Below are 21410 nucleotides of genomic sequence, written 5' to 3'. Positions count from 1 at the left end.
TAAACATGAATGACTAAAAGTGCTTATTAATAATGATAGCGACAAGAGATAATCGTCAGATAGTTATCATCGACGGCATATACCAACCGATTGGCATCATCGATGCGTCTTGACCAAAATCCAGATAGGTTTTCTTTTAGGGGTTCAGGTTTGCCAATGCCTTCAAACGGATTACGCTTACATTCGGTGATAAGTTTGTTAATACGTTTGAGTGTTTTTTTATCTTGCGTTTGCCAGTACAGGTAGTCTTTCCACGCAGCATCTGTCCATGCTAGTTGTTCACTCATTGTCAGACCCTTTGCGTTGATTCAAGCCTTTGAGTTTAAGCACTCTCAATGTCGTTATCCGCATGCTCATTGTCATCACTATCTTCTGCCGTATCAATTAGCTCACGCGTAACGGTCTTGCCAGCTTTATATTGAGCAATAGAATCCGCTAAGTGCGCTGCATTGGCAGGAGACTTTAATAGATAGACAGTTTCCATCAGGCTATTGTAATAATCAAGCGACATCACAACCGCATCATCAGCGTCACGGCGGGTTACGATAGTGGCGTTGGCATCATCGTTTACCGTATCTAGGACGGATTTTAGGTGTTTTCTGGCTTCTGAAAAACTAACGACTCTCATGGCTTACTCCTTTCATGATATTTTGCATAACTTGTACAATATATGGTACATATTACGCCATTGATTAAGTAAACTCAATATTTAGCTACTATCTAATACTTAGGAGTAAGTGACAAAACTCAGTGTATAGAACGCAAAAGCAAATAAAAGCCGATGTCATATAAAAAGGTTATACAACATCGGCTCCTTATATACTCATATCATACTAAAGGTTTAAACAATATCTAACGTACCTTCGATGAACTCTTTGGCAAAGCGTTGTAGCATACCGCCCGCGTTATACATTTTTACTTCATCAGCTGTATCTAAGCGGCAAATAATAGGCGCTTCTGTGATACTGCCGTCGGTACGATGAATCACCAACATCATCAATCCGCCAGCAGAGACTTCACCTGTGACATCAAAGGTTTCTGTACCATCGATATTTAACGTGTTGCGAGTCGTGCCTTCTTCGAACTGCAGAGGTAGGGCACCCATACCAACTAAGTTTTGACGATGAATACGCTCAAAGTCCTCAGCAACGACGGCTTCTACACCAGCGAGACGCACGCCTTTGGCAGCCCAGTCACGGCTAGAGCCTTGACCATAGCCATCACCTGCGATGATGATAAGCGGTTGCTCACGGTTCATGTAGGTTTCAATCGCTTCCCACATACGCATCACTTGACCTTCTGGCTCGACGCGGGCCAATGAGCCTTGGATAATTTCACCTTCCTCATCGCGTACCATCTCGTTCAATAACTTAGGATTGGCAAAGGTGGCACGTTGCGCGGTTAAATGGTCACCGCGGTGAGTAGCGTATGAGTTATAGTCCTCAGCAGGCAAACCCATAGTATCTAGATACTCGCCAGCTGCTGATGAGCCAAGAATAGCATTTGATGGCGACATATGGTCGGTTGTGATGTTGTCACCAAGTACGGCAAGCGGACGCAGACCTGTTAGGGTATTTTTCTTCGCCATTTTTCCTTCCCAATACGGTGGACGGCGGATATAGGTGGTCATCTCACGCCAGTCATATAAAGGGCTTAGCGTTTTACCCATGTCTTTTTTGGTTTCATCAAACATAGGAATATAAACGGCATCGAACTGTTCAGGTTTAACGGCAGCGGCAACGATAGCATCGACTTCTTCGTCATCAAACCAAATGTCTTTTAGATAAACATCATTGCCATCTTGGTCTTTGCCCAATGAGTCTTTTTCGATATCAAAACGGATGTTGCCAGCGATGGCATACGCAATAACCAATGGCGGCGATGCTAAGAATGCTTGCTTGGCATAAGGGTGGATACGTCCATCAAAGTTACGGTTACCTGAGAGTACTGCCGTGGTAAATAAATCATTGTCGATGATTTCTTTTTCGATATCAGGGTCTAGCGCACCACTCATGCCGTTACAGGTCGTACAGGCAAAACCAACCACGTCAAAACCGATTTCTTGTAGCTCAGGCATCAGACCTGCTTCTTCTAGGTACATTTTGACCGTTTTTGAGCCAGGTGCTAAGGATGATTTGACCCAAGGTTTCCGTAATAATCCTTTGGCATTAGCATTACGAGCCACCAGGCCTGCTGCTACCATATTGCGCGGGTTTGAGGTGTTGGTACAGCTGGTGATAGCCGCGATAATCACTGCGCCATCTGGCATCAAACCGTCCTTTGATTCAGGTAGTTTCTCATCAGGAGCGTGAGCGATGCCTTTGGCAACCAAATCATCGGTCGATACGCGGGCATGTGGACGCGAAGGCCCTGCCAAATTGCGGCCTACTGATGACAGATCAAACTCAAGCACGCGTGCGTATTCGGCTTTTTTCATACCGTCAGCCCATAGGCCAGTTTGTTTGGCATACTGCTCAACCAGTTTGATTTGTTCTTCACTACGACCAGTCAGACGCAGATAGTCGATGGTTTGCTCATCGATATAGAACATCGCAGCAGTTGCGCCATACTCAGGCGTCATGTTGGAGATAGAGGCGCGGTCACCGACAGTCAGCTGGCGTGCGCCATCACCGAAGAATTCTATATAGGTAGAAACCACACCGGCATCACGCAAAAACTCAGTCATGGCCAGTACCAAATCCGTGCCAGTAATGCCTTTTTGCAATTTACCTGTAAGTTTGACACCCACGTAATCAGGCAGGCGCATATACGATGGATTGCCGAGCATCACGCTTTCAGCTTCTAATCCGCCCACACCGATTGAGATAACACCGAGCGCATCGACCATTGGTGTGTGGCTATCTGTACCCACTAACGTATCGGCAAAAGCGACTTTTTCGCCTGCTTTGTTTTGTACCACTTGTACTACAGGTGACATTTTTTCTAGGTTGATTTGGTGCATAATGCCATTACCTGGTGGCACCACGTTTACGTTATCAAAGGCGTATTCGCACCAGTTGATAAAGTGAAAACGGTCATCATTACGGCGCTCTTCAATGGCACGGTTTTTCTCAAACGCATTGTCTTCAAAGCCTGCATGCTCAACAGCTAATGAATGGTCAACGATAAGCTGAGTTGGCACGATAGGGTTTACTTTAGCAGGGTCGCCACCTTGCTCAGCGATAGCATCACGTAGGCCAGCCAAATCAACAAAAGCCGTCTGACCCAAAATATCATGACAAACGACACGGGCAGGGTACCAAGGAAAGTCAAGGTCTTGCTTGCGGTCGATATGCTGCTTAAGTGCATTGGTTAGCTCTTCTGGTGGACAACGGCGTACTAGGTTTTCGCACAATACTTTTGAACAGAAAGGTAGTTTGTCATACGCGCCAGCTTCGATGCTCTCGACAGCTTCTCGGGTGTCAAAGTAGTAAAGGTCAGTATCAGGAAGTGGTTTTTTAAAGGGTTCGTTCATTGGTTGTACTAGTGCATTGTCCATAAGTCACCTTTGGCGGTTAGCTGGTTTAGATTAAAATTAATAAAAGATATTCTCTTAGCAAAATCGTTGGTTTTCTCGTTTTTAGCGATAAAAAGCGATAAAAAAGACTTTGCTAAAAAAATGATATTGAACGTTTAAACATAAGATCCTAAAGCCAGTATATGACCGACTCCTAATGTCGTAGTGAATATAAAAAACCAATTGGTATGCGAGGACGGAGCATTTTGGCGAAATAATTTAGCCCAAGCCATTATCATGCATACTATATTGATGACAAACAAAGAACCCCATAAGTTGAGCAAAAAATCTAACCACTCTCGACTTAAACTATTCTGAGAAAAATCCATCGTAAACTTGATACTGGTATAACTAAAACTGAGTAGAGTGATTGCTGATATTATGAAAATAAATATATCTACTTTTGACGTCTTTTGGTTTTGGTGAGGATAGACGATAGGTTTGATTAGTAATACCACTAACCATAAGAAGCTTGCCACCCAAACGACATATGATGGCCATACTGTCATCATACTTCTCCAAACGTAAACATAGATATCAAAAGTTAAGTATAGAGTGTGCCATGCGCGCCAGTTAAAGGTTGTCTAACTCTCAGCACGCAAAGCACATCTTAAAAAAATTATCCTACTTTAAATAATTAACGCGCACTCATATCTGGTACTGGACGCAGCTCTTCACCCGTATATTCTGCACTTGGACGGATGATACGGTTGTTAGCACGTTGCTCAAATACATGAGATGCCCAACCTGTTAAGCGTGAGCACACAAAGATTGGAGTGAACAGTTTGGTTGGAATACCCATAAAGTGATAAGCAGACGCATGGAAAAAGTCAGCATTACAGAACAGTTTTTTCTCGCGCCACATGACCTCTTCACAGCGTACTGATACGGGGTATAGCACCTCATCACCAACGTCAGCGGCTAGCTTCTCAGCCCAACCTTTAATTACGACGTTACGAGGATCTGATTCGCTATAGATGGCATGACCAAAGCCCATGATTTTATCTTTACGTGCCAGCATAGCTAACATCTCGGTTTCGGCTTCATCGGCTGAACCAAAACCTTCAATCATATCCATCGCAGCTTCGTTCGCACCGCCATGCAAGTGACCACGCAATGAGCCAATTGCACCTGTGATACAAGAATGAATGTCAGATAAGGTAGACGCACACACACGAGCGGTAAAGGTTGAAGCATTGAACTCATGCTCAGCATACAAAATAAGTGAGATATTCATCACTTTTGTGTGTAGCTCGTTTGGTTTTTCGCCTTTTAACAGATGTAAGAAATGGCCACCGATGGTTTCATCATCCGTTTCGGTTTCGATACGCACGTTGTCATGCGTGAAGCGATACCAGTAGTTAATGATTGATGGGAAAACCGCCAACATGCGGTCTGTTTTGTCTTTTTCTTCGGCAAAGTCAGTCTCAGTTTCAAGGTTACCCAGCATAGAGCAACCGGTACGTAGTACATCCATTGGGTGCGAATCGCTTGGGATGCGTTCAAGTACGTCTTTTAGCGCTTGTGGTAGACCACGTAATGTTTTGAGCTTGGCTTGATAAGCATCAAGTTGGCTTTGGTTTGGCAAGTTGCCATAAAGTAGCAAGTAGGCCACCTCTTCAAAGATGCATTTGTCTGCGAGTTCTGATACGTCATAACCGCGATACGTCAGACCTGAGCCTGATTTACCAACGGTTGATAGTGCCGTCTTGCCAGCGACCTGACCTCGTAGACCTGCGCCTGAAAGTTGTTTTTGTGCTGCCATGATTGAATTCCTTTTGTTGGTAGCTTTTTGGGTGAAAAGTAAAAAAAGGTGTTTCTTATAATGTGACTTCTTGCATCAGTCATTGCTAGCTTTTATGGTTTCGTTATTAGAAACCAGTTAACTGACACTTTCGCAAGAAGTCTATGGGCGTGTCCCCAATCTGAACAATCAGTATTAAATGGGCTAAAAATGGCTAAGTATTTGCCAAACTGCGTTAAGTAGCTTGCTAATATCTCGATATTATCTGCACTATTTTTCTTAGTTTGACTGCTATTTATCTCATTTTTATCTCTATGTTCAACATGGGGACACACCCTAAGCAGTTTCTTTGCTTATTGTTGACTGACTATAGCGCTGGTTGTGTGCAACTAAGACTGTGGTTGTGGTGCATCTAAATCAACAGTAATATTACAACGATCGAACTCAGCCTGAATCGGTGCACTCATTGCTTGCATTACACTGCCTTCACCTTGAGCCTTGTTTAGCTGCATGTACTTAGCGCCAACTGGTGATTGCATAAAGGTTTGTATTTCTGCCATTTCTTCTTTGGTAGGTTGTTCCATCGGTGTTTCGACTTCTTCGCCACTCATAATGCGTATTTGTTCGTTACCAAAGGCGATCAGTTTTTTCCCTAGATCTGAGTTATAAAACGCCTCTAACTCTTGTAACTCTGCATCGGTAAACTCTGTGTTATAGAAGTTATTAATTTCTTCTCTACCCAAGTCTTTGTCGCGCGATTCAAGGCAGCTTACTTGCTCTGCATTGAGCGATCCACTACTAATAAGCGGAGTAAATACGAAATTGTTAACAGTATCTAATGTCATTTCTGTCATCAGCAAGTTATCTTGAGTAGTAGCTGGTGACGTTTCGGCAGCAGTAGAGGCGCTCATCTCACTCGCCTCACTAGTGGTTTCGTCAACGGTTTCTGGTGTTTTATCACAGCCTGTTGTCAGCAACAGAGCGGCAAGCGTGCAGCTAAGCATTGAAGATTTAGCGATGGTATTAGCAGTAAAAAATGACATAAATAACCTAAAAGTAGGGGAGGGTTGATTTTTTAAAATAAAAGTAATAAAAAACGGTTTAGTTTTTGGTATTACTTATTATCGGCAAACAATTTGTCTAGTGTTTGCTCAAACTCATGATAGTTTAAAAAATCATACAGTTCCATACGAGTCTGCATAGTATCAACGACCTTTTCTTGTGTGCCATCGTTCAACAGGTGTTGATAAACGTTTAGTGCTGCTTTGTTCATCGCACGAAATGCGGATAGTGGATACAACACCATCTCGACACCCACACTGTATAGCTGGTCAGTGGTATATAAATCAGTCTGACCAAATTCTGTCATGTTGGCCAGTACAGGAATGTCTAGGACATCCGTAAACTTGCGATACATTTTGATATCGGTTAATGCTTCTGCAAAAATCATATCAGCACCAGCTTCTTGAAAGGCAACGGCGCGTTCAACAGCTGCATCTAAACCTTCTACAGACAATGCATCAGTACGTGCCATCACCACAAAGTCAGGATCGGTTTTGGCATCTAGTGCTGCTTTTAGGCGATCTACCATCTCTACAATACTAACGATTTCTTTATTTGGTCGGTGACCACAGCGCTTTTGAGCCACTTGGTCTTCGATATGTACTGCTGCCACGCCTGCCTTTTCCATTTTTCTGATAGTTTGAGCAATGTTGAACGCACCACCAAAACCAGTATCGACATCTACCAATAGTGGTGTATCAACCGCATCGGTGATACGGCGAGCATCTTCTAAGACATTATCTAAACTCGTCATACCCAGATCAGGTAGGCCAAATGAAGCATTTGCCACGCCCGCACCAGACAAGTACAACGCTTGGTGACCAACTTGAGTCGCCATCATCGCGGTATAAGCATTAATCGCGCCAGCAATCTGTAAGGGTTGGTTGTTATCATTTTTTTGTTTCATAGCACTGCGAAAGCGCGTGCCAGCCGATGGTAAAGTCATGTCTTAATCCTTACTTAGAGGGGTGATATTATCTTTGTTGCCATCGATTATACTCAATTATTGCTCGCTGAAAAGTATATTTTTATCCCTAGTAATTATTATATTTAAATAGTATATTAATTAATATTAATAATATTCAATTATTAAATAGCATTATCCAAAAAATAGCATTCCATATAAATTACTATTCATTTTAGTAAAACTATTCAGGCAAGCCGTTTTGAGTATTTACATTTATTTACAAAGATAATAGGAAGACTTGTCAGATATTGATAAATATCAAACAAGAAAAACCCCTTATTAGCCTAGCTAAAAGGGGTTTTATGTTTTTTGCATGTACTGCATTTTTGGACGCAACGTTTTTAGATACGTTGTAATAAACTCACTTAACCAAAGAGACCTGCAAGGTTGGCTAAGAATAACAAGGCAACACCACCTAGGAATAATAAGCTCACAATCGAGTAAATATTCATGCCTGCTGATAGTTTTTGCTGATTTTTAACCAGTGAGTAGTTCAACCAACCAAAGATAGGCGCAGAGACAAATGCTGATATCATGGCAAACTTGAGCATAGTACCTAGCTGTCCTGCAAAGAAGGTAATAATAACCAAACCACCACCGATAGCGTAAGTCGTCCAAAATGAGATTTGTTTTTTATTAATCGCTTTTTCACCTTTGAGTAAGCGCCAGCACTCAGCATTGGCTCGGCCGTAGCCATCAGCACAAGTAATCGTTGTGCCGAACATGCACATAAAGGCAATAAAAGCGACCAATAGTCTTGACCATTCACCGATGGTCGCCGTATACATATTGATAAGCTGATCAATATAGGCAATGCCTGCCGTTTGAATCTCTTGACCAGAGCCATATTGAACAAAAACACCTAGTGATAGAAAGAACAACGCTAAAATAGCAGATACCAAAAACCCGACATTGAAATCAAGCAAACCTTGTTTGTGAGTGGTATGGTCTGTTTTACGTTTTGCAGAGGTCCACATGGATGTAATGGCAGCAAACTCAAGCGGCGCTGGCATCCAACCCATGAGGGCCACGATAAAACCTAATGTGGCCAAATTCCAAGGCGTGACTGCAACGAAGTCAACGGCCATAACGGTCGGTCTGCCAGCAGCGATGACAACTGCGGCTACAGTAGCAATCGTTAGCGCAATCATAATCCATTTGGTTACACCATCGAGCAGCTTGTAGTGACCGGCAATCAAAAATACCCAGCATACAATTGTCACTATCCATGCCAATGTAATGGTAGACAGCTCAATAGAGGCGGGCAGCATAAAACCAAGAATAACGGCTGCGATTAATGACACTGCGCCAGTGCTAATAATCGCTGATAATATAGAGAGAATAAAATATACCCATAGATATGTCTTAGAGCGTTTGGCATAGCCTGCAATCAGACTTTCACCAGTATCGTAGACATAATCTGTACCAAAACGGAAAAATGGGTATTTAAAAACATTGGCTAATACAATAATAATGGCCAGCTGCCAGCCATAAAGTGCGCCAGCCTGTGTCGATGAAATGAGGTGTGAGCCACCAATGGCAGCGGTCGCCATCAAAATCCCAGGACCAAAGATACGCCAACTAAAGCCTTCCTGGTTAGTAGCGCTATCAAGCGTGTTTGTTTGTTGTGCGGTCATACATACCTCAAATTATATCTCTAGAGACACCCTAACACTGACCTGTGACAGAGTGCCTGCAACTAATAAGTAATGTTTATAAATGAAATGGTAAAGACTAAAAGGATAAAAACAGTGATAGTTAAATATTTATAGGCGACTTTAGCATATCTATAATGATACGAGATAATGATTATTTTCATCACCTAAGCTAACGAATGGTTAATAATCAGTTTTTTAGGTAAATTTCTGATGTCGATAAGTAATACCACGTTGTTCATAAACATGATAAATAGCAGTCAGTAAATCAGGAATACTAGGATGAACGAAGTCTTTGAGCGTGTGTAGATAGATAGGGGAGGTAACGTTTTCATGCACCAAGCGTTGATAGCTGATTTGTTCGGTACGTACCGTTTGTAGGCTGGCAGGTACGAGCGTAATACCTTCACCTGCTGCTACTAGACCCAGTGCGATCTGTAAATCACTCACCGTTGTTGTCATAAAAGGAGAAATACCGTATTGTGCAAATAAATGCAGCAAAGGCTCAGTAATGGGCGTATCGTTGGTTGCCGATTCTTTATTCGTATGAAGCGTTTTGGTATGAGCGTTTGGCGTGGCCATCGGCAAACGCGTTTGATGATATAGAATCAATCGGTTGTTTGCCAAGTCTATCAGCCTCTGCTCACGTACATGTGCTAAAGCATGCGCTTTAGGTAAGGCAACGACATAGCGTTCATGGCGCAGTAATATTTGCTGAACCCATGGGTCTTGATGCGCAAAACGACCAAAGCCAATGTCGATATCACCAGATTTTAGAGCATCCATTTGCTGATAGGAGCTGATATCTTTGAGATTGACTTCAATATCAGGACTGGACTGCTTGAGCCTAGCAATGATTTCTGGGAGCAACCCATAGAGCACGGAAGGAACAAAACCAATATTAAGAATACTACTTGGTGCGGATAACCGCTGCGTCATACTGGTCACTGTATCAATCTCTGTTAGAATGGCACTGATTTTATCGTAAAAAAATGCACCAGCCTCAGTCAAATCGAGCGGCCTATGATAACGATCAACCAGCTCCACACCCATATCGGTTTCGAGCTGTTTGAGTAAGCGGCTCAGAGTAGGCTGTGACAACCCTGTCTTGGTTGCCGCCGCGCTAAAGCTACGCAACTCTGCGATAGATATAAAGGCATTCAGTTGTTTTAAGTCCATACCGTTAAACCTGTGTTGATATAGTCGGTTCAATATAACTTGGATACAAGGAAACCAAGTGAAAGTGCTGTAAATAGTAAGCTAAGCGAGACTGACGCCGTATTCAGTAGATAGAGGAGTGACTATAGCCACTCTATGGCTTATCAGTATAGTGCATACCTCTATCCATATAACCACCTATTCACCGACTAATATTAGAGTCTATTAAACATAGGGCTAGTTGAGCTATTAACTCAAAGCCAACCAGGCGTTGTTTGTATTGCTCATTTCTATTTTCCATTGGTTATTATATTCAGGTATTAAAAAAGCTTTGTCATAGCCAAAGTAGCGACATACTCGTACAGTTAGCAAGGATTGCAACATATCGAATTTATATAAATTTAACTATAAGTTAGAAAATATGCAGAATAGTAACGATATTTACAATATACTTTCACTATAAAATATTTTGTACTTGAAGATAATAAGATGAACAATTATATTATTTGATAACGATATAGTTACACTGTAGTAATAAACTGGTTTGGTATTATTTTATGAGCGACAAAAAAACAGATATTGGTACAGATTTTGAAGAAAAGTTGGCGGAAATCACCACTAGAAATCCACGTGCTCGCACCAATAATAATATCTATGATCGGTTCGTCAGTCGTGTAGAAAACACTAATAGTGAAGACTTAACACAATCTGAAAATATTAAGTTAGCACCTAAATATCAGTCTTCTGGAAAAACAGAGCTTGAGCTGCGTACCGATTCAGATAATGATACTCATCTGTTAAATAACACATTGAGTATAGATCAGGCTGAAACAGATACCGTGTTTGATTTTTCAGATCAAGTACTGTCTATTGATACAGATGAATTCCTAGAAATTGATTTTGATGATACTCATGCGGAGAGCAACAACGAAATTGTTGAGTCAGAGTCAGATTTTTCAGATCAAGTACTGTCTATTGATACAGATGATTCCTTAGAGATTGATTTTGATGATACTCATGTAGAAAGTAACAACGAGGTTGTTGAGTCAGATTTCTCAGATCAAGTACTGTCTATTGATACAGATGAATTCCTAGAAATTGATTCTGATGATACTCATGTGGAGAGCAACAATGAAATTATTGAGTCAGAGTCTGACCAGCTCTGCAATACGGATGAGACGACCTCTATAGCTAATGATGACGAAGCTACACAAGAAACGCAGAAACAGCAGGCTGTCAATATACCAGCTGCTACAGAAGCAAAAAACAAGCCAGCAAATAATAAAAAAACGCTCGTTATTGGTCTGATTTTGGGTTTAGTATTGATTGCTATTGTTATAGCAACACTTGTTTTTATGGGCGTTTTTCCAACAGACACAGCTACCGCTGATAATACTGAATCAAATATTAATAGTAATGTCGATACGGTGCCAACGGATAGTGCGCCTAGTTCTGACGAGGAACAAGTAGCCAACAGTAATGCCCAAACCGATACTGATACTGATACTGATACTGATACTGAGCTCAGCGTTACAGAGACACCAGCAGCCTCACAACAGGATGAGCTAACTGGTGAGAATCAGAGCGCCAATAACGATATTGTCGATAGCAATAGCAATGCGGCTATCGATGAGAAAAAGACCACAGATACCACCTCAGATGACGCAGTATCTAGTGAGGCGCAAGCTGAACCAGCCATTAGTTACGAAGATTTTAGACAGGAGTCACAAAATACATTGTATCGTGAGACCACTGATTAGGTTCGCTTTACTATATATACAGCTAGTTGCTCTTATATTTTCTATATTATTGATAAAACGGATGAAATCAATATCAAAACGCATGAGTTACGCCAACAAAAAAGTCAAAGAAAGCCTTCTAGTAACATAAAAATAATCATCACAATCGGTATGTTGTTGGTGATTACTATTGTTATGTCTAACTATTTTTTTTCAACCATTTCTCAAAACTCGAATATCACCACAATATTTCCAACAACTGATAGTGTCTCTCTTAGCCATCACCAGCTAGTCAGTAACTCGCAGTTATTAAACATGCAAAACAATATATCAGACCTCAATCGTGTTCCTGATAGCCCCATAGTTGATGCTATCATTAGTTATGATGATTTTAGACAAGAGTCGCAGAATACCTTGTATAGAGAGACTGACAGCTCTGTAGTACGTGAAACAGATAATGTAGTGAATAGGGAGCCAGTTTTGAGTCAGGAAATGTTTAGAATGGAAGCGAAGAGAGTCTTATATCGTGAGGCAGAATGAGGTCGCAGTAAGCATTGCAGCCCAGGTCACTGGTGTAGTCAGCGAACTACTAAGGCGTTCTCTCAATCTTAGACGTTTTGACTAGTTTGGGGACTTAAACCAAATTAGGGCCTGTTGACTATGCAACATGCCCTAATAATAAAGCATTATGGATTTATAACATTAATCAGATTTCTCAGCCAGTTTATAGCTTTGATACTGTCTTTGTATGTCAATATATTCGGCAATACGTTTGGCATCATGCCATACGCCCCAAATAAAGCTAGAGCCTTTACTAGACAGGTACGGCAAACCAACAAAGTAAATGCCTGGCTCGCTGGTGATGCCTCTATTGTGTATCGGCGCACCATTTTCTTGAAAAATATCGAACGGTAGCCAGTTGTAATCATAGCCAAAACCGGATGCCCAAATAATACTGGTGATATTGTCTTTTTCAAAATCCAATTCATGGATGGGGTTTTTCATAGAGTCAGGCATATCCATGATAATTTTTGCTTCAGGTTCTTCAGGCAAATCTAGACCATTCGCTTCAATGTAGTCATCCATCTCTTCAAGATTATCTAAGTAGTTTTTCTCAGCACTGACAATGTTGTCAACCAAATCGTCATTAAAAGAGACAGTATTGTCTTCAAAGGCTTTGGTCATTCCTACAAGAGTGATGCCATCATGACCCATTTTTCTAAAATCGACAGTTTGACCACCATTCATTCCGCTTACCGCAAACCCTTTAATAGGTCTTTGTGGTGGCTTTGTTTCGTGCCATGTGCCTAATACACCTAACCACCAAACATTGTCTCTTTCTCTATATTTACGTGGTGGTCGCTCGTGCGGGCCCACAGATAAATACACCTTTTTGCCAGCACTATTGAGTTCTGATGCAATTTGTACACCTGAAGATCCTGCACCAACAACCAATACCGCACCATCAGGGAGCTGATCGGGGTTTTTGTATTGATCAGAATGTATTTGATATAAGTCTGTTTTTTGAGGAGCAATAGCAGGAATAACGGGTTTTTGGAAAGGCCCTGTTGCGACCACAATATTATTGGCAACAACGTCTCCTTGATTAGTTTTGACGGTAAAACCTATCATATTCTTGTTTTTTACAATATTTTGTACTTCTACGCCAGTTTCTACTGGCGCATCAATCATGTGGGCATATTGTTCAAAATATTCAGCCACTTCATTGTGTGGTACAAAACTCTCTGGGTCATGAGGAAAGTCCATATTTGGAAACTTGTCATGCCAGCAAGGACCGTTGGCCACTAGTGAGTCCCATCTACGGGTCCTCCATGCTTCAGCAATTCGGTTTTTTTCTAATACCAAGTGATTGATACCTAGATTGCTTAAATGCTCACTCATGGCAATACCAGCTTGACCTGAACCAACGATGAGCGTATCTATATTTTTGTTGTTGATTGACATATGGCTATTCTCTCTATTAAACAAATATGAATGTTTGGCATAACAACTCTATTAAGGTCAAATCCTCTCAATAAATCATATCCACTGACCTCATCATAATTTTTATATATTACAAATGACAATCATATGTCCTGAATTTATACCTCAAAAAAACCGAATCAATTTGATATGGCTGAACCTAATCATTGGAAAGGAAATCTTAATTTGCCTTGAAATTGATTTGCGACATACTGTTTATAAGGCCTAACAGAAGCTTTAGACAGCACTTATTTTATTTAAACATGACATGAGGCAGCCAATGAAACACACACGTATCAGACCCTTTAATACCAAAGACACCTATCCTGAGCAAAATATTGATAATGACTTGTGCCAAGCAGTGGTGGCAAAAGGCAGCACTGTGTTTTTACGAGGTCAAATTGGCCAAAATCTAGAAACTAATGAAAGCGTTTGTATTGGCGATGTCAAAGGTCAAACAGAACAAGCAATGTACAACATTGATATGTTGTTAAAAGAGGCTGGCGGAGAGCTAGAGGATATCTGCAAAATCACCATTTACATCATAGATCCTAGATACCGCGAAGATGTTTATCGTGTGGTTGGTCGTTGGCTAAAAGGCGTACATCCTGTATCCACTGGTATTGTGGTCTCTGCATTGGCACGTCCTGAATGGTTGGTAGAAGTAGATGCCACCGCTGTGATCTAAAACTATAATTTATATTAAGGATGTACGATGACTTTTTCTATTATTGCACGCTGCACAAAAACAGGACAGTTAGGAGCGGCGGTTAGCTCATCATCACCAGCAGTGGCATCTAGGTGTATTCGTGCTAAAGCTGGTGTTGGTGTGGTTACCAGTCAAAATATAACTGACCCTAACTTGTCTCAAGTATTGCTTGAGATGATGCAATACAATTTAACGCCCACTGATGCTGGCCTAGAGCTAATTAAAAGTACAGAGTTTATCCAATATCGCCAATTAATGGCGTTAGATACAACAGGGGCACCTTTTGTATTTAGCGGTGAGCACACCCTCGGCACATTTTCTACGGTTGTTGGAAAAAATGCTTCTTGCGCCGGAAATATGCTATCTAACACGGCTGTGCCAGAAGCTATGCTAAATACTTTTGAAAAAAGCGAAGGCGCGCTTGCCAGCAGACTACTTGAAAGCTTAGTATCAGGGTATAACGCAGGTGGAGAAGAAGGGGAAGTGCACTCTGCAGGGCTGCTAGTAGTAGATAAAGCCACGTGGCCGATTGTAGATCTTCGAGTTGATTGGTCAGACACTCCAATAGAGGATTTACAGCAATTGTGGGGAATTTACGAACCTCAATTAGACGATTATGTTGTAAGAGCTTTTAACCCAACGATTTCACCAAGTTATGGAGTACCTGGAGACTTATAAATATTATTTAATCAAAAGGATTTATCGTGTTAAGTCGCATCACTCTACGCCAAATGGAATACTTTGTTACCACCGCTGAAAGTGGCAGTATTATCATCGCTTCTGAAAAGATCCATATCTCATCTCCGTCGATATCAGCGGCAATAGCGCATATGGAATCTGAGCTCCATGCGCAGTTATTTATTCGCCAACATGCTAAGGGGCTGTTATTAACAGAAATTGGTGAGCAAGTAAAAAATGCTTGCAAAGTGATTCTCGCGCAATCTTCTGATCTTTATTCTATGTCAGCTGACTTCACAGGTGTCATGCGCGGCAAAATTAAAGTAGGGTGTTTTTCATCCTTTGCGCCTTTTATTTATGCTGAAATCATACATGGGTTTTCTCATTTATATAGTCAGGTAGATTTAGAAGCAGTGATAGATGATCACCATAACTTGCTGCAAGAATTGAATCAAAACACGATAGATCTCGCATTATTATATGACTTGCATATTGATGAAAATCTAATCAATTTTACGCCATTAGCAGACCTACCACCGTATGTGCTTTTGGCAAAATCTCATCCATTGGCTAAAAACACAGCCGTTACGTTGGAAGAGCTGACTGAGTATCCGATGATACTACTAGATATGCCTTACAGTAACGATTATTTTCTTTCGCTTTTTCGTACCAAGCGTTTAAAACCCAACATTAAAGAAACTTGTAAATACGTTGATGTCATTCGTTCGATGGTTGGCAACAATATTGGTTACACCATTTTAAATGTTCGACCAAAAACTGACTTTTCATACGACGGTAAAGAGTTGGTCATGGTTAGGATATCTGGTGATGTGCGTCCTATGAAAATTGGTATTGCCACACCTAAAAATGCAAGTCTTACCAACGTTCAACAAGCTTTTGCTAGCCGTTGCCAAGCCTTTATTTCAAACCAATATATACCAGGCATGAGTGTTTCTTATTTTTCGGAAGCTCATATCAGAAATGAAAAAGAATGAGAAAATCTCAATTCAACAGCACTAGAATCGCATTCAGTACGAAAGATGATCTATTTCAATAGCATTTCGACTCTCTGGTTTTAGTTTGTAGACAAGGCTCAATCGAGGTTAAACACTAACCCAATGAACACCTTGCTACTGATTGATTAAAAGCTCGTAGCAGCCTTCTAAGCAGGCATATCGAAACATTGTCATAACTCAGTTATTAACTAATTTTAGAGGATAGAACATGCAATTTGATTGGGTATACACGTTTAGTTTGTTAAAAAATACAAACTTTTGGTACGCCACCTTAACCGTTATTGAGCTTAGCGTCTTAGTATGGTTTTTAGGCATAGTGTTAGGCTTTATACTGGCATTAGGTAAAAAATCCAAAATCAAACCGGTCTCTTTATTGAGTAGAACTTACATATGGTTGTTCCGTAGCTTGCCTTTATTGGTATTGCTTATCTTTATTTATAGTATGCCGCAGGTGTTTCCAAAAACCAGCTTTCTACTAGCATCCTCATTCATTTCAGGTTTAATAGCACTCACATTATGTGAGTCAGCCTATATTGCTGAGATTCATCGTGGCGGTCTAAATGCGGTGCATCAAGCTCAAGTAGAAGCGGGCAAGGCACTAGGTATAAAACCAATAGGCATTCAAAGACTCATTGTGGTGCCGCAGGCATTAAGAATTGCCTTACCTGCACTGAGTAATGAGTTTGTGGTCATCGTAAAATTAACCTCATTGGTGTCAGTTATCTCTTTAACTGAGATTCTACTGGTTGGCCAACGGTTATATTCTCAAAACTTCTTAGTCCTTGAGACCATGCTAGCCGTTGCTTTTTATTACGTACTTATTGTCACTGTCTTTGGCTTTTTAATTCAAAAGTTTGAAACATTTATAGATATTACGAAAAAAAACCCATCAATATTGAAAGAAGGTGAGCTGGTTAGCAGTATCACTACCAATAAATCTTTAAACAACTACAAAGAAATAAATAACGAAAGAAAAGGCGATTATGCGCTTGAAGCCACTGATATCCATAAATCATATGGCGATCATCATGTATTAAAAGGTATTGACCTAAAAGTAAAATGGGGTGAGGTGGTGTCGGTCATTGGACCATCAGGATCAGGTAAAACCACATTTATTCGCACCTTAAACAGTCTAGAGGCGCTGAATAAAGGTACGGTTGATTTAATGGGCAACCCATTTTTGAAAGATACCGAATTAACCGATAAGTCTAAACCTTTTAAAGAACAAATTGTGCATATCGGTATGGTCTTTCAAAACTTTAACTTGTTTCCACATAAAACAGTTTTAGAAAATATCATGCTAGCACCTCAATATCACAAAATGTATGACAAAGGCGTTAACCAGCTAACAGCGATTGCAATGCTCGATAAAGTAGGTATGAGAGAGCATGCTAAAAAATATCCGCATCAGTTATCTGGTGGTCAAAAACAGCGAGTGGCCATTGCCCGTGCATTAGCGATGGAACCTTCTATCATATTGTTTGATGAGCCAACCTCTGCATTAGATCCAGAATTAGTGAGTGAAGTATTAAAAGTCATGGAACAACTCGCCAAAGAGGGTCTCACCATGATTATTGTGACCCATGAGATGAGCTTTGCCTTTAAGATTTCGGATAGAGTGATATTTATGGAAGGTGGTCATATCATAGAACAAGGGTCACCAGCCGAACTAGAAAACAGTACCAATGAGAGGTTTAATCAATTTATCAAAAACGTCGATCAGTAATTGCAGTTATTATTCAAACCAAAAGTAAACCGATATATGTATGTATATCGGTTTACTTTTTTAGTAGCACGCCAGCGTGTTCATAATCCAGCATTTTCATAACTTAACGTGCTCATAGTATCGTCAGTGAATGACTAGAGCGCTACGACGTAGTCCTCCTTTAAATAAAAGTGCTAATGAGCAAACGTAATAAACGTACAGACCCTCGTACTCATTTAAGAACTCTTTGACTTATAGCATCAGCACAGCGTGGCAATCACGACAACGCAACTGGCAATTATTAATACAACCATTAAGACAATTACTAAGACCATAAAAAACCACCTATTTGCAGGTGGTTTTTTGATGTGCGCCAAGCAATATAAATTATTTAATAAAATCAGGCTCTTGTGCTAACAATAGTCTTTTTATTTCTTCAAGGTGGGCTTCGCTAAAATCCTCAATAGACTCCCAATCTTGAGCGGTTTTCTCTGCGATGTCATCAGGAATGATGTTTAAGGGCTGATTGGTTGCGTAGGCGGTTGCTAAGACCTGACAAGATCTTTCAATCGTATACATATCATCGAACGCCACACCAATACTGTGTGAGCCGATCAATATCCCGTGATTGCCCATCATCAGACGGCTATGGTTGCCTAATAAGCCTGCTAATCTCTTACCTTCTGCATTGGTATCAGCCATACCTTGATAGCATCTATCATAATTCACGCGATTGAAATAACGTGCCGTATTTTGATCAATAGGCTTAATAACAGGGTCTTTTAACGTAGAGATGGTGGTTGTATAAATAGGATGTAAGTGCAGCACACATTTAATATCAGGTCTTGATAGATGGATTTGACCATGTATGGCCCATGCGGTTGGGTCAATTGTTGCCAACAGTTCTTCATCAGGATTATTGGTGTCTAATAATATTAAGTCACTGGCTTTAATGGTTGAAAAATGTTGCCATTTTGGATTGATAAGAAACTTGCTACCATCTTCAGACACGGAAGCACTGAAATGATTGGCAACTGCTTCATGCATATTTAGCCTTGCAAACCAGCGAAAACAAGCGGCTAGGTCAATACGTGCCTGTGCTTCAGATTTCATAGAGTTGCTTATTGAGTTCGTCATAAAATACTCCTATGGGTGTGATTATTACTATACAGAGAGTATTGAAAACAGCACTGTGTTTTTAAATAGGATTTACATTAGTAGTGCGTAGGTTTTTCAAAATTGCTTTTAATAGACGCAATTTAGTATAACTAGGGTATGCCCTGTTAACGTTATCAGCACCGTTGATACTGTTGTTTAAATTCACTAACCCTTTAGGAATGAATACGATGAAACAACTAAAACTTATATTACTCTCTGTCACTGCAGGTTTAGCGCTAACTGCTTGTTCAAATGAAACACCCACTAGCAATACAGAAAATAGTGACGCCACATCTACAAACGCAAGTGTTGATAAGCAAATAATTACGATAGGGTCAGACATGACGTTTCCGCCCTATGAGTATTTAGATGAACAAGGCAACCCAGGCGGTATAGACGTAGAAATCATGGCCAAAGTGGCTGAGCTTAATGGTGCGATCACGCCTAAATGGGAAGATACAAGATGGGCAAACTTAATTCCTGGCTTAAAAGGTGGTAAGTTTGATGTACTGTACTCGTCAATGTATATCACCAAAGAACGTCTAGAACAAATTGATATGATTCCTTATTATAAGACGGACATCTCTTTATTGGTACGTAGTGACTCAGACGTTGAACCTAGAGGCGCAGATGACCTATGTGGCGAAACGGTTGGTACAATGAAAGGCACGGCATTCTCTACTCAATTGGCAGACATCTCGCAAGAATGTGTCACACAAAATAAGCCTGCCATTACCATCAATGAGTATGAAAACTCACCTCAAACCACACAAGCGCTATTGTCTAGAGCGGTTGATATTCAGTATGACGATGCAGCAGTCATGAAGTCTGCCGCTGCTAAGTTAGGTGATCGGGTTAAGGTAAGCTCTACACAAGAGTTCTTTCCCATTGTTGGCGGTATAGCAGTCAAAAAGGGAGATACTGAAACATATAAAATCATTGCAGATGGTATCGAGCAAATGAAGCAGTCAGGTGACCTAGAGAAAATACTAAGCGTCCATGGACTGACGGTTCCAAGTCAAGAAGATATTGATCAAACTATGAATTAATCAATTGTTAATTCGCTTGATAAAAGTAACGGGATAGCGGATTTATTGATGTTTTACTATAAGCAAATAGAAGGAATTTAAGATGTTAACGAGCGAGCAAATCCAACAGTATTATGATGATGGTTATTTGGTTGTAGAAAATGCCATTGAGGCTGCTGAGCTGACAGACCTATTGGGTGAGATAAAATCCTGGATCGATGAAAGTAAGACGCATACCGAAGCGTGGGGAGCGACACTGGATGGTAGAGCAAGGTTTGATATTGATCCAAAGGATCATAGTGCCGATAACCCTTCTTTAAGACGTGTCACATCTCCTACAGAGATATCTGATAAGTTCTCTGATATGGCACTTAAATCTACCATGTCAGAAATGGCAGGCGATTTGATCGGCGGCAACGGCACACGATTTCATCATAGTAAAGTCAATGCTAAACTGCCCAACACCACAACCACTGTTAAATGGCATCAGGACTTTCCATTTACGCCTCACACCAATGATGACATGCTAACCGCACTACTCATGATTGGAGAAGTTACATTAGAAAACGGACCGCTGTTGGTGGTGCCTGGTAGCCATAAAGAAGAGTTGTATTCGCATTGGGAAGACGGCAAGTTTGTGGGCAAAGTGAGTAATGAGGTAGAAAGCGAGAAATGCCAACAGTTTGTACCTTGTATTGGTAAACCTGGTTCGATCTGTTTTATGCATAGCAGATTGCTGCACTCATCTGGCCCTAACAAAAGCGAGTTGCCCAGATACCTGTTTATCTCAGTTTATAACGCAGAAGATGCGCAAGCACTATCGCCAAACCCTTTACCAAGCAAGCATGAAGGTGCGTTGGTAACAGGTATCGCTAGCGGTACAGTCAGATTAACAGAGAACAATATCCAGGGTAATCCCCCCAATAAATAAGAACACTCATAAATAGAGAGTAACTGCTAGAATACATCAGCAGGAGAATCCTATGAAAAAGACACGCTTTAGCGACAACCAAATCGTCAACATCCTAAAACAAGCCGAACAAGGTGTCCCTATTACCGAGCTCTGCCGTGAGCATAACATCAGCCAAAGCACCTTCTACAACTGGCGATCTAAATATGGTGGTATGGACGCCACACTTATCAGCCGTCTTAAAGAGCTTGAAGTTGAAAATGCCCGCTTAAAGAAGATGTACGCTGATGAATGTCTTAAATCCGACATCCTACAGGATGCTATGTCAAAAAAGTGGTAGCGCCCCAAAGGCGCCGGCAGATGGCTTGTCACTATATTGAA

The 21410-nt window shown here is 40.9% G+C and carries 18 protein-coding genes and 1 pseudogene; 9 read left to right on the top strand and 10 right to left on the bottom strand.

Translation table 11 applies throughout. The annotated features are described in order from the left end of the window. Nucleotides 1–26: 26 nt before the first annotated feature. The 8 genes from EI164_RS02695 to EI164_RS02660 form a co-directional block, all read right to left on the bottom strand. Nucleotides 27–287, bottom strand: a complete 261-nt coding sequence (locus EI164_RS02695) for a Txe/YoeB family addiction module toxin (protein WP_037025847.1) — start codon at nucleotides 285–287, stop codon at nucleotides 27–29. 35 nt (nucleotides 288–322) lie between these two features. Further along, nucleotides 323–628: a type II toxin-antitoxin system Phd/YefM family antitoxin gene (locus EI164_RS02690; RefSeq protein WP_192518461.1), complete on the bottom strand. Its 306-nt coding sequence runs from the start codon at nucleotides 626–628 to the stop codon at nucleotides 323–325. Between the two features lie 213 nt (nucleotides 629–841). Beyond that, nucleotides 842–3499, bottom strand: a complete 2658-nt coding sequence (acnD, locus tag EI164_RS02685) for a Fe/S-dependent 2-methylisocitrate dehydratase AcnD (RefSeq protein ID WP_263972654.1) — start codon at nucleotides 3497–3499, stop codon at nucleotides 842–844. Between the two features lie 655 nt (nucleotides 3500–4154). Next, nucleotides 4155–5282 carry a 2-methylcitrate synthase gene (gene prpC / locus EI164_RS02680; RefSeq protein ID WP_192518460.1) on the bottom strand — a complete coding sequence of 376 codons (1128 nt, stop codon included), beginning with the start codon at nucleotides 5280–5282 and terminating at the stop codon, nucleotides 4155–4157. Nucleotides 5283–5650: 368 nt separating this feature from the next. Next, on the bottom strand, nucleotides 5651–6304 hold the full coding sequence (locus tag EI164_RS02675; RefSeq protein ID WP_192518459.1) for a DUF2059 domain-containing protein: 654 nt from the start codon (nucleotides 6302–6304) through the stop codon (nucleotides 5651–5653). A 71-nt stretch (nucleotides 6305–6375) separates the two neighbouring features. Continuing rightward, nucleotides 6376–7269, bottom strand: coding sequence for a methylisocitrate lyase (gene prpB / locus EI164_RS02670; RefSeq protein WP_192518458.1), 894 nt, complete (start codon nucleotides 7267–7269; stop codon nucleotides 6376–6378). Nucleotides 7270–7655: 386 nt separating this feature from the next. Then, nucleotides 7656–8927 (bottom strand): NRAMP family divalent metal transporter, encoded by a 1272-nt coding sequence (locus EI164_RS02665; protein WP_192518457.1) that lies wholly within the window; start codon nucleotides 8925–8927, stop codon nucleotides 7656–7658. 216 nt (nucleotides 8928–9143) lie between these two features. Further along, nucleotides 9144–10124, bottom strand: coding sequence for a LysR family transcriptional regulator (locus tag EI164_RS02660; RefSeq protein ID WP_192518456.1), 981 nt, complete (start codon nucleotides 10122–10124; stop codon nucleotides 9144–9146). A gap of 536 nt (nucleotides 10125–10660) precedes the next feature. Here EI164_RS02660 and EI164_RS02655 point away from each other — a divergent pair. Next, a complete protein-coding gene (locus EI164_RS02655; protein ID WP_192518455.1) occupies nucleotides 10661–11863 on the top strand; it encodes a hypothetical protein in 1203 nt (400 codons plus the stop codon). A 174-nt stretch (nucleotides 11864–12037) separates the two neighbouring features. Beyond that, complete coding sequence (locus EI164_RS02650) at nucleotides 12038–12382, top strand: hypothetical protein (protein WP_192518454.1); 345 nt, start codon at nucleotides 12038–12040, stop codon at nucleotides 12380–12382. Between the two features lie 162 nt (nucleotides 12383–12544). Here the strand turns inward: EI164_RS02650 and EI164_RS02645 are convergent, their stop codons facing one another. Continuing rightward, nucleotides 12545–13807 carry a flavin-containing monooxygenase gene (locus EI164_RS02645; protein WP_192518453.1) on the bottom strand — a complete coding sequence of 421 codons (1263 nt, stop codon included), beginning with the start codon at nucleotides 13805–13807 and terminating at the stop codon, nucleotides 12545–12547. A gap of 298 nt (nucleotides 13808–14105) precedes the next feature. Here EI164_RS02645 and EI164_RS02640 point away from each other — a divergent pair, with 298 nt between their 5' ends. From EI164_RS02640 to EI164_RS17390, 4 genes are all read left to right on the top strand, one after another. Further along, a complete protein-coding gene (locus EI164_RS02640; RefSeq protein ID WP_192518452.1) occupies nucleotides 14106–14513 on the top strand; it encodes a RidA family protein in 408 nt (135 codons plus the stop codon). A 27-nt stretch (nucleotides 14514–14540) separates the two neighbouring features. Then, complete coding sequence (locus EI164_RS02635; RefSeq protein WP_192518451.1) at nucleotides 14541–15212, top strand: DUF1028 domain-containing protein; 672 nt, start codon at nucleotides 14541–14543, stop codon at nucleotides 15210–15212. Between the two features lie 26 nt (nucleotides 15213–15238). Next, on the top strand, nucleotides 15239–16207 hold the full coding sequence (locus EI164_RS02630) for a LysR family transcriptional regulator (protein ID WP_192518450.1): 969 nt from the start codon (nucleotides 15239–15241) through the stop codon (nucleotides 16205–16207). A gap of 229 nt (nucleotides 16208–16436) precedes the next feature. Beyond that, complete coding sequence (locus EI164_RS17390; protein ID WP_192518449.1) at nucleotides 16437–17954, top strand: amino acid ABC transporter permease/ATP-binding protein; 1518 nt, start codon at nucleotides 16437–16439, stop codon at nucleotides 17952–17954. Nucleotides 17955–18320: 366 nt separating this feature from the next. On the opposite strand, the gene EI164_RS02620 is transcribed toward EI164_RS17390, so the two are convergent. Continuing rightward, nucleotides 18321–19070, bottom strand: coding sequence for a class II aldolase/adducin family protein (locus tag EI164_RS02620; RefSeq protein WP_225739076.1), 750 nt, complete (start codon nucleotides 19068–19070; stop codon nucleotides 18321–18323). 209 nt (nucleotides 19071–19279) lie between these two features. Between EI164_RS02620 and EI164_RS02615 the strand changes: the two genes are divergently transcribed. The 3 genes and pseudogenes from EI164_RS02615 to EI164_RS02605 all read left to right on the top strand — a co-directional run. Continuing rightward, nucleotides 19280–20140, top strand: a complete 861-nt coding sequence (locus EI164_RS02615; RefSeq protein WP_192518448.1) for an ABC transporter substrate-binding protein — start codon at nucleotides 19280–19282, stop codon at nucleotides 20138–20140. Between the two features lie 82 nt (nucleotides 20141–20222). Further along, the gene (locus EI164_RS02610; RefSeq protein ID WP_192518447.1) at nucleotides 20223–21050 is read left to right on the top strand and encodes a phytanoyl-CoA dioxygenase family protein; all 828 of its coding nucleotides are present in this window, start codon (nucleotides 20223–20225) and stop codon (nucleotides 21048–21050) included. A 52-nt stretch (nucleotides 21051–21102) separates the two neighbouring features. Next, a pseudogene (locus EI164_RS02605) lies at nucleotides 21103–21410 on the top strand (transposase); the annotation flags it as partial.

It is taken from the genome of Psychrobacter sp. FME13, assembly GCF_014861395.1.
In the GTDB taxonomy this organism is placed as follows: Bacteria; Pseudomonadota; Gammaproteobacteria; order Pseudomonadales; family Moraxellaceae; genus Psychrobacter.
This window is presented reverse-complemented; position numbering and strand designations above follow the sequence as displayed.

Excerpts from the sequence above, each read along its gene's own strand:
- EI164_RS02635 (WP_192518451.1), top strand. The coding sequence starts at position 14,541 with ATGACTTTTTCTATTATTGCACGCTGCACAAAAACAGGACAGTTAGGA.
- EI164_RS02615 (WP_192518448.1), top strand. The coding sequence starts at position 19,280 with ATGAAACAACTAAAACTTATATTACTCTCTGTCACTGCAGGTTTAGCG.
- EI164_RS02695 (WP_037025847.1), bottom strand. The coding sequence starts at position 287 with ATGAGTGAACAACTAGCATGGACAGATGCTGCGTGGAAAGACTACCTG.
- prpC (WP_192518460.1), bottom strand. The coding sequence starts at position 5,282 with ATGGCAGCACAAAAACAACTTTCAGGCGCAGGTCTACGAGGTCAGGTC.
- EI164_RS02650 (WP_192518454.1), top strand. The coding sequence starts at position 12,038 with ATGTCTAACTATTTTTTTTCAACCATTTCTCAAAACTCGAATATCACC.
- acnD (WP_263972654.1), bottom strand. The coding sequence starts at position 3,499 with ATGGACAATGCACTAGTACAACCAATGAACGAACCCTTTAAAAAACCA.
- EI164_RS02675 (WP_192518459.1), bottom strand. The coding sequence starts at position 6,304 with ATGTCATTTTTTACTGCTAATACCATCGCTAAATCTTCAATGCTTAGC.
- EI164_RS02660 (WP_192518456.1), bottom strand. The coding sequence starts at position 10,124 with ATGGACTTAAAACAACTGAATGCCTTTATATCTATCGCAGAGTTGCGT.
- prpB (WP_192518458.1), bottom strand. The coding sequence starts at position 7,269 with ATGACTTTACCATCGGCTGGCACGCGCTTTCGCAGTGCTATGAAACAA.
- EI164_RS02690 (WP_192518461.1), bottom strand. The coding sequence starts at position 628 with ATGAGAGTCGTTAGTTTTTCAGAAGCCAGAAAACACCTAAAATCCGTC.
- EI164_RS17390 (WP_192518449.1), top strand. The coding sequence starts at position 16,437 with ATGCAATTTGATTGGGTATACACGTTTAGTTTGTTAAAAAATACAAAC.
- EI164_RS02610 (WP_192518447.1), top strand. The coding sequence starts at position 20,223 with ATGTTAACGAGCGAGCAAATCCAACAGTATTATGATGATGGTTATTTG.
- EI164_RS02640 (WP_192518452.1), top strand. The coding sequence starts at position 14,106 with ATGAAACACACACGTATCAGACCCTTTAATACCAAAGACACCTATCCT.
- EI164_RS02645 (WP_192518453.1), bottom strand. The coding sequence starts at position 13,807 with ATGTCAATCAACAACAAAAATATAGATACGCTCATCGTTGGTTCAGGT.
- EI164_RS02655 (WP_192518455.1), top strand. The coding sequence starts at position 10,661 with ATGAGCGACAAAAAAACAGATATTGGTACAGATTTTGAAGAAAAGTTG.
- EI164_RS02665 (WP_192518457.1), bottom strand. The coding sequence starts at position 8,927 with ATGACCGCACAACAAACAAACACGCTTGATAGCGCTACTAACCAGGAA.
- EI164_RS02620 (WP_225739076.1), bottom strand. The coding sequence starts at position 19,070 with ATGACGAACTCAATAAGCAACTCTATGAAATCTGAAGCACAGGCACGT.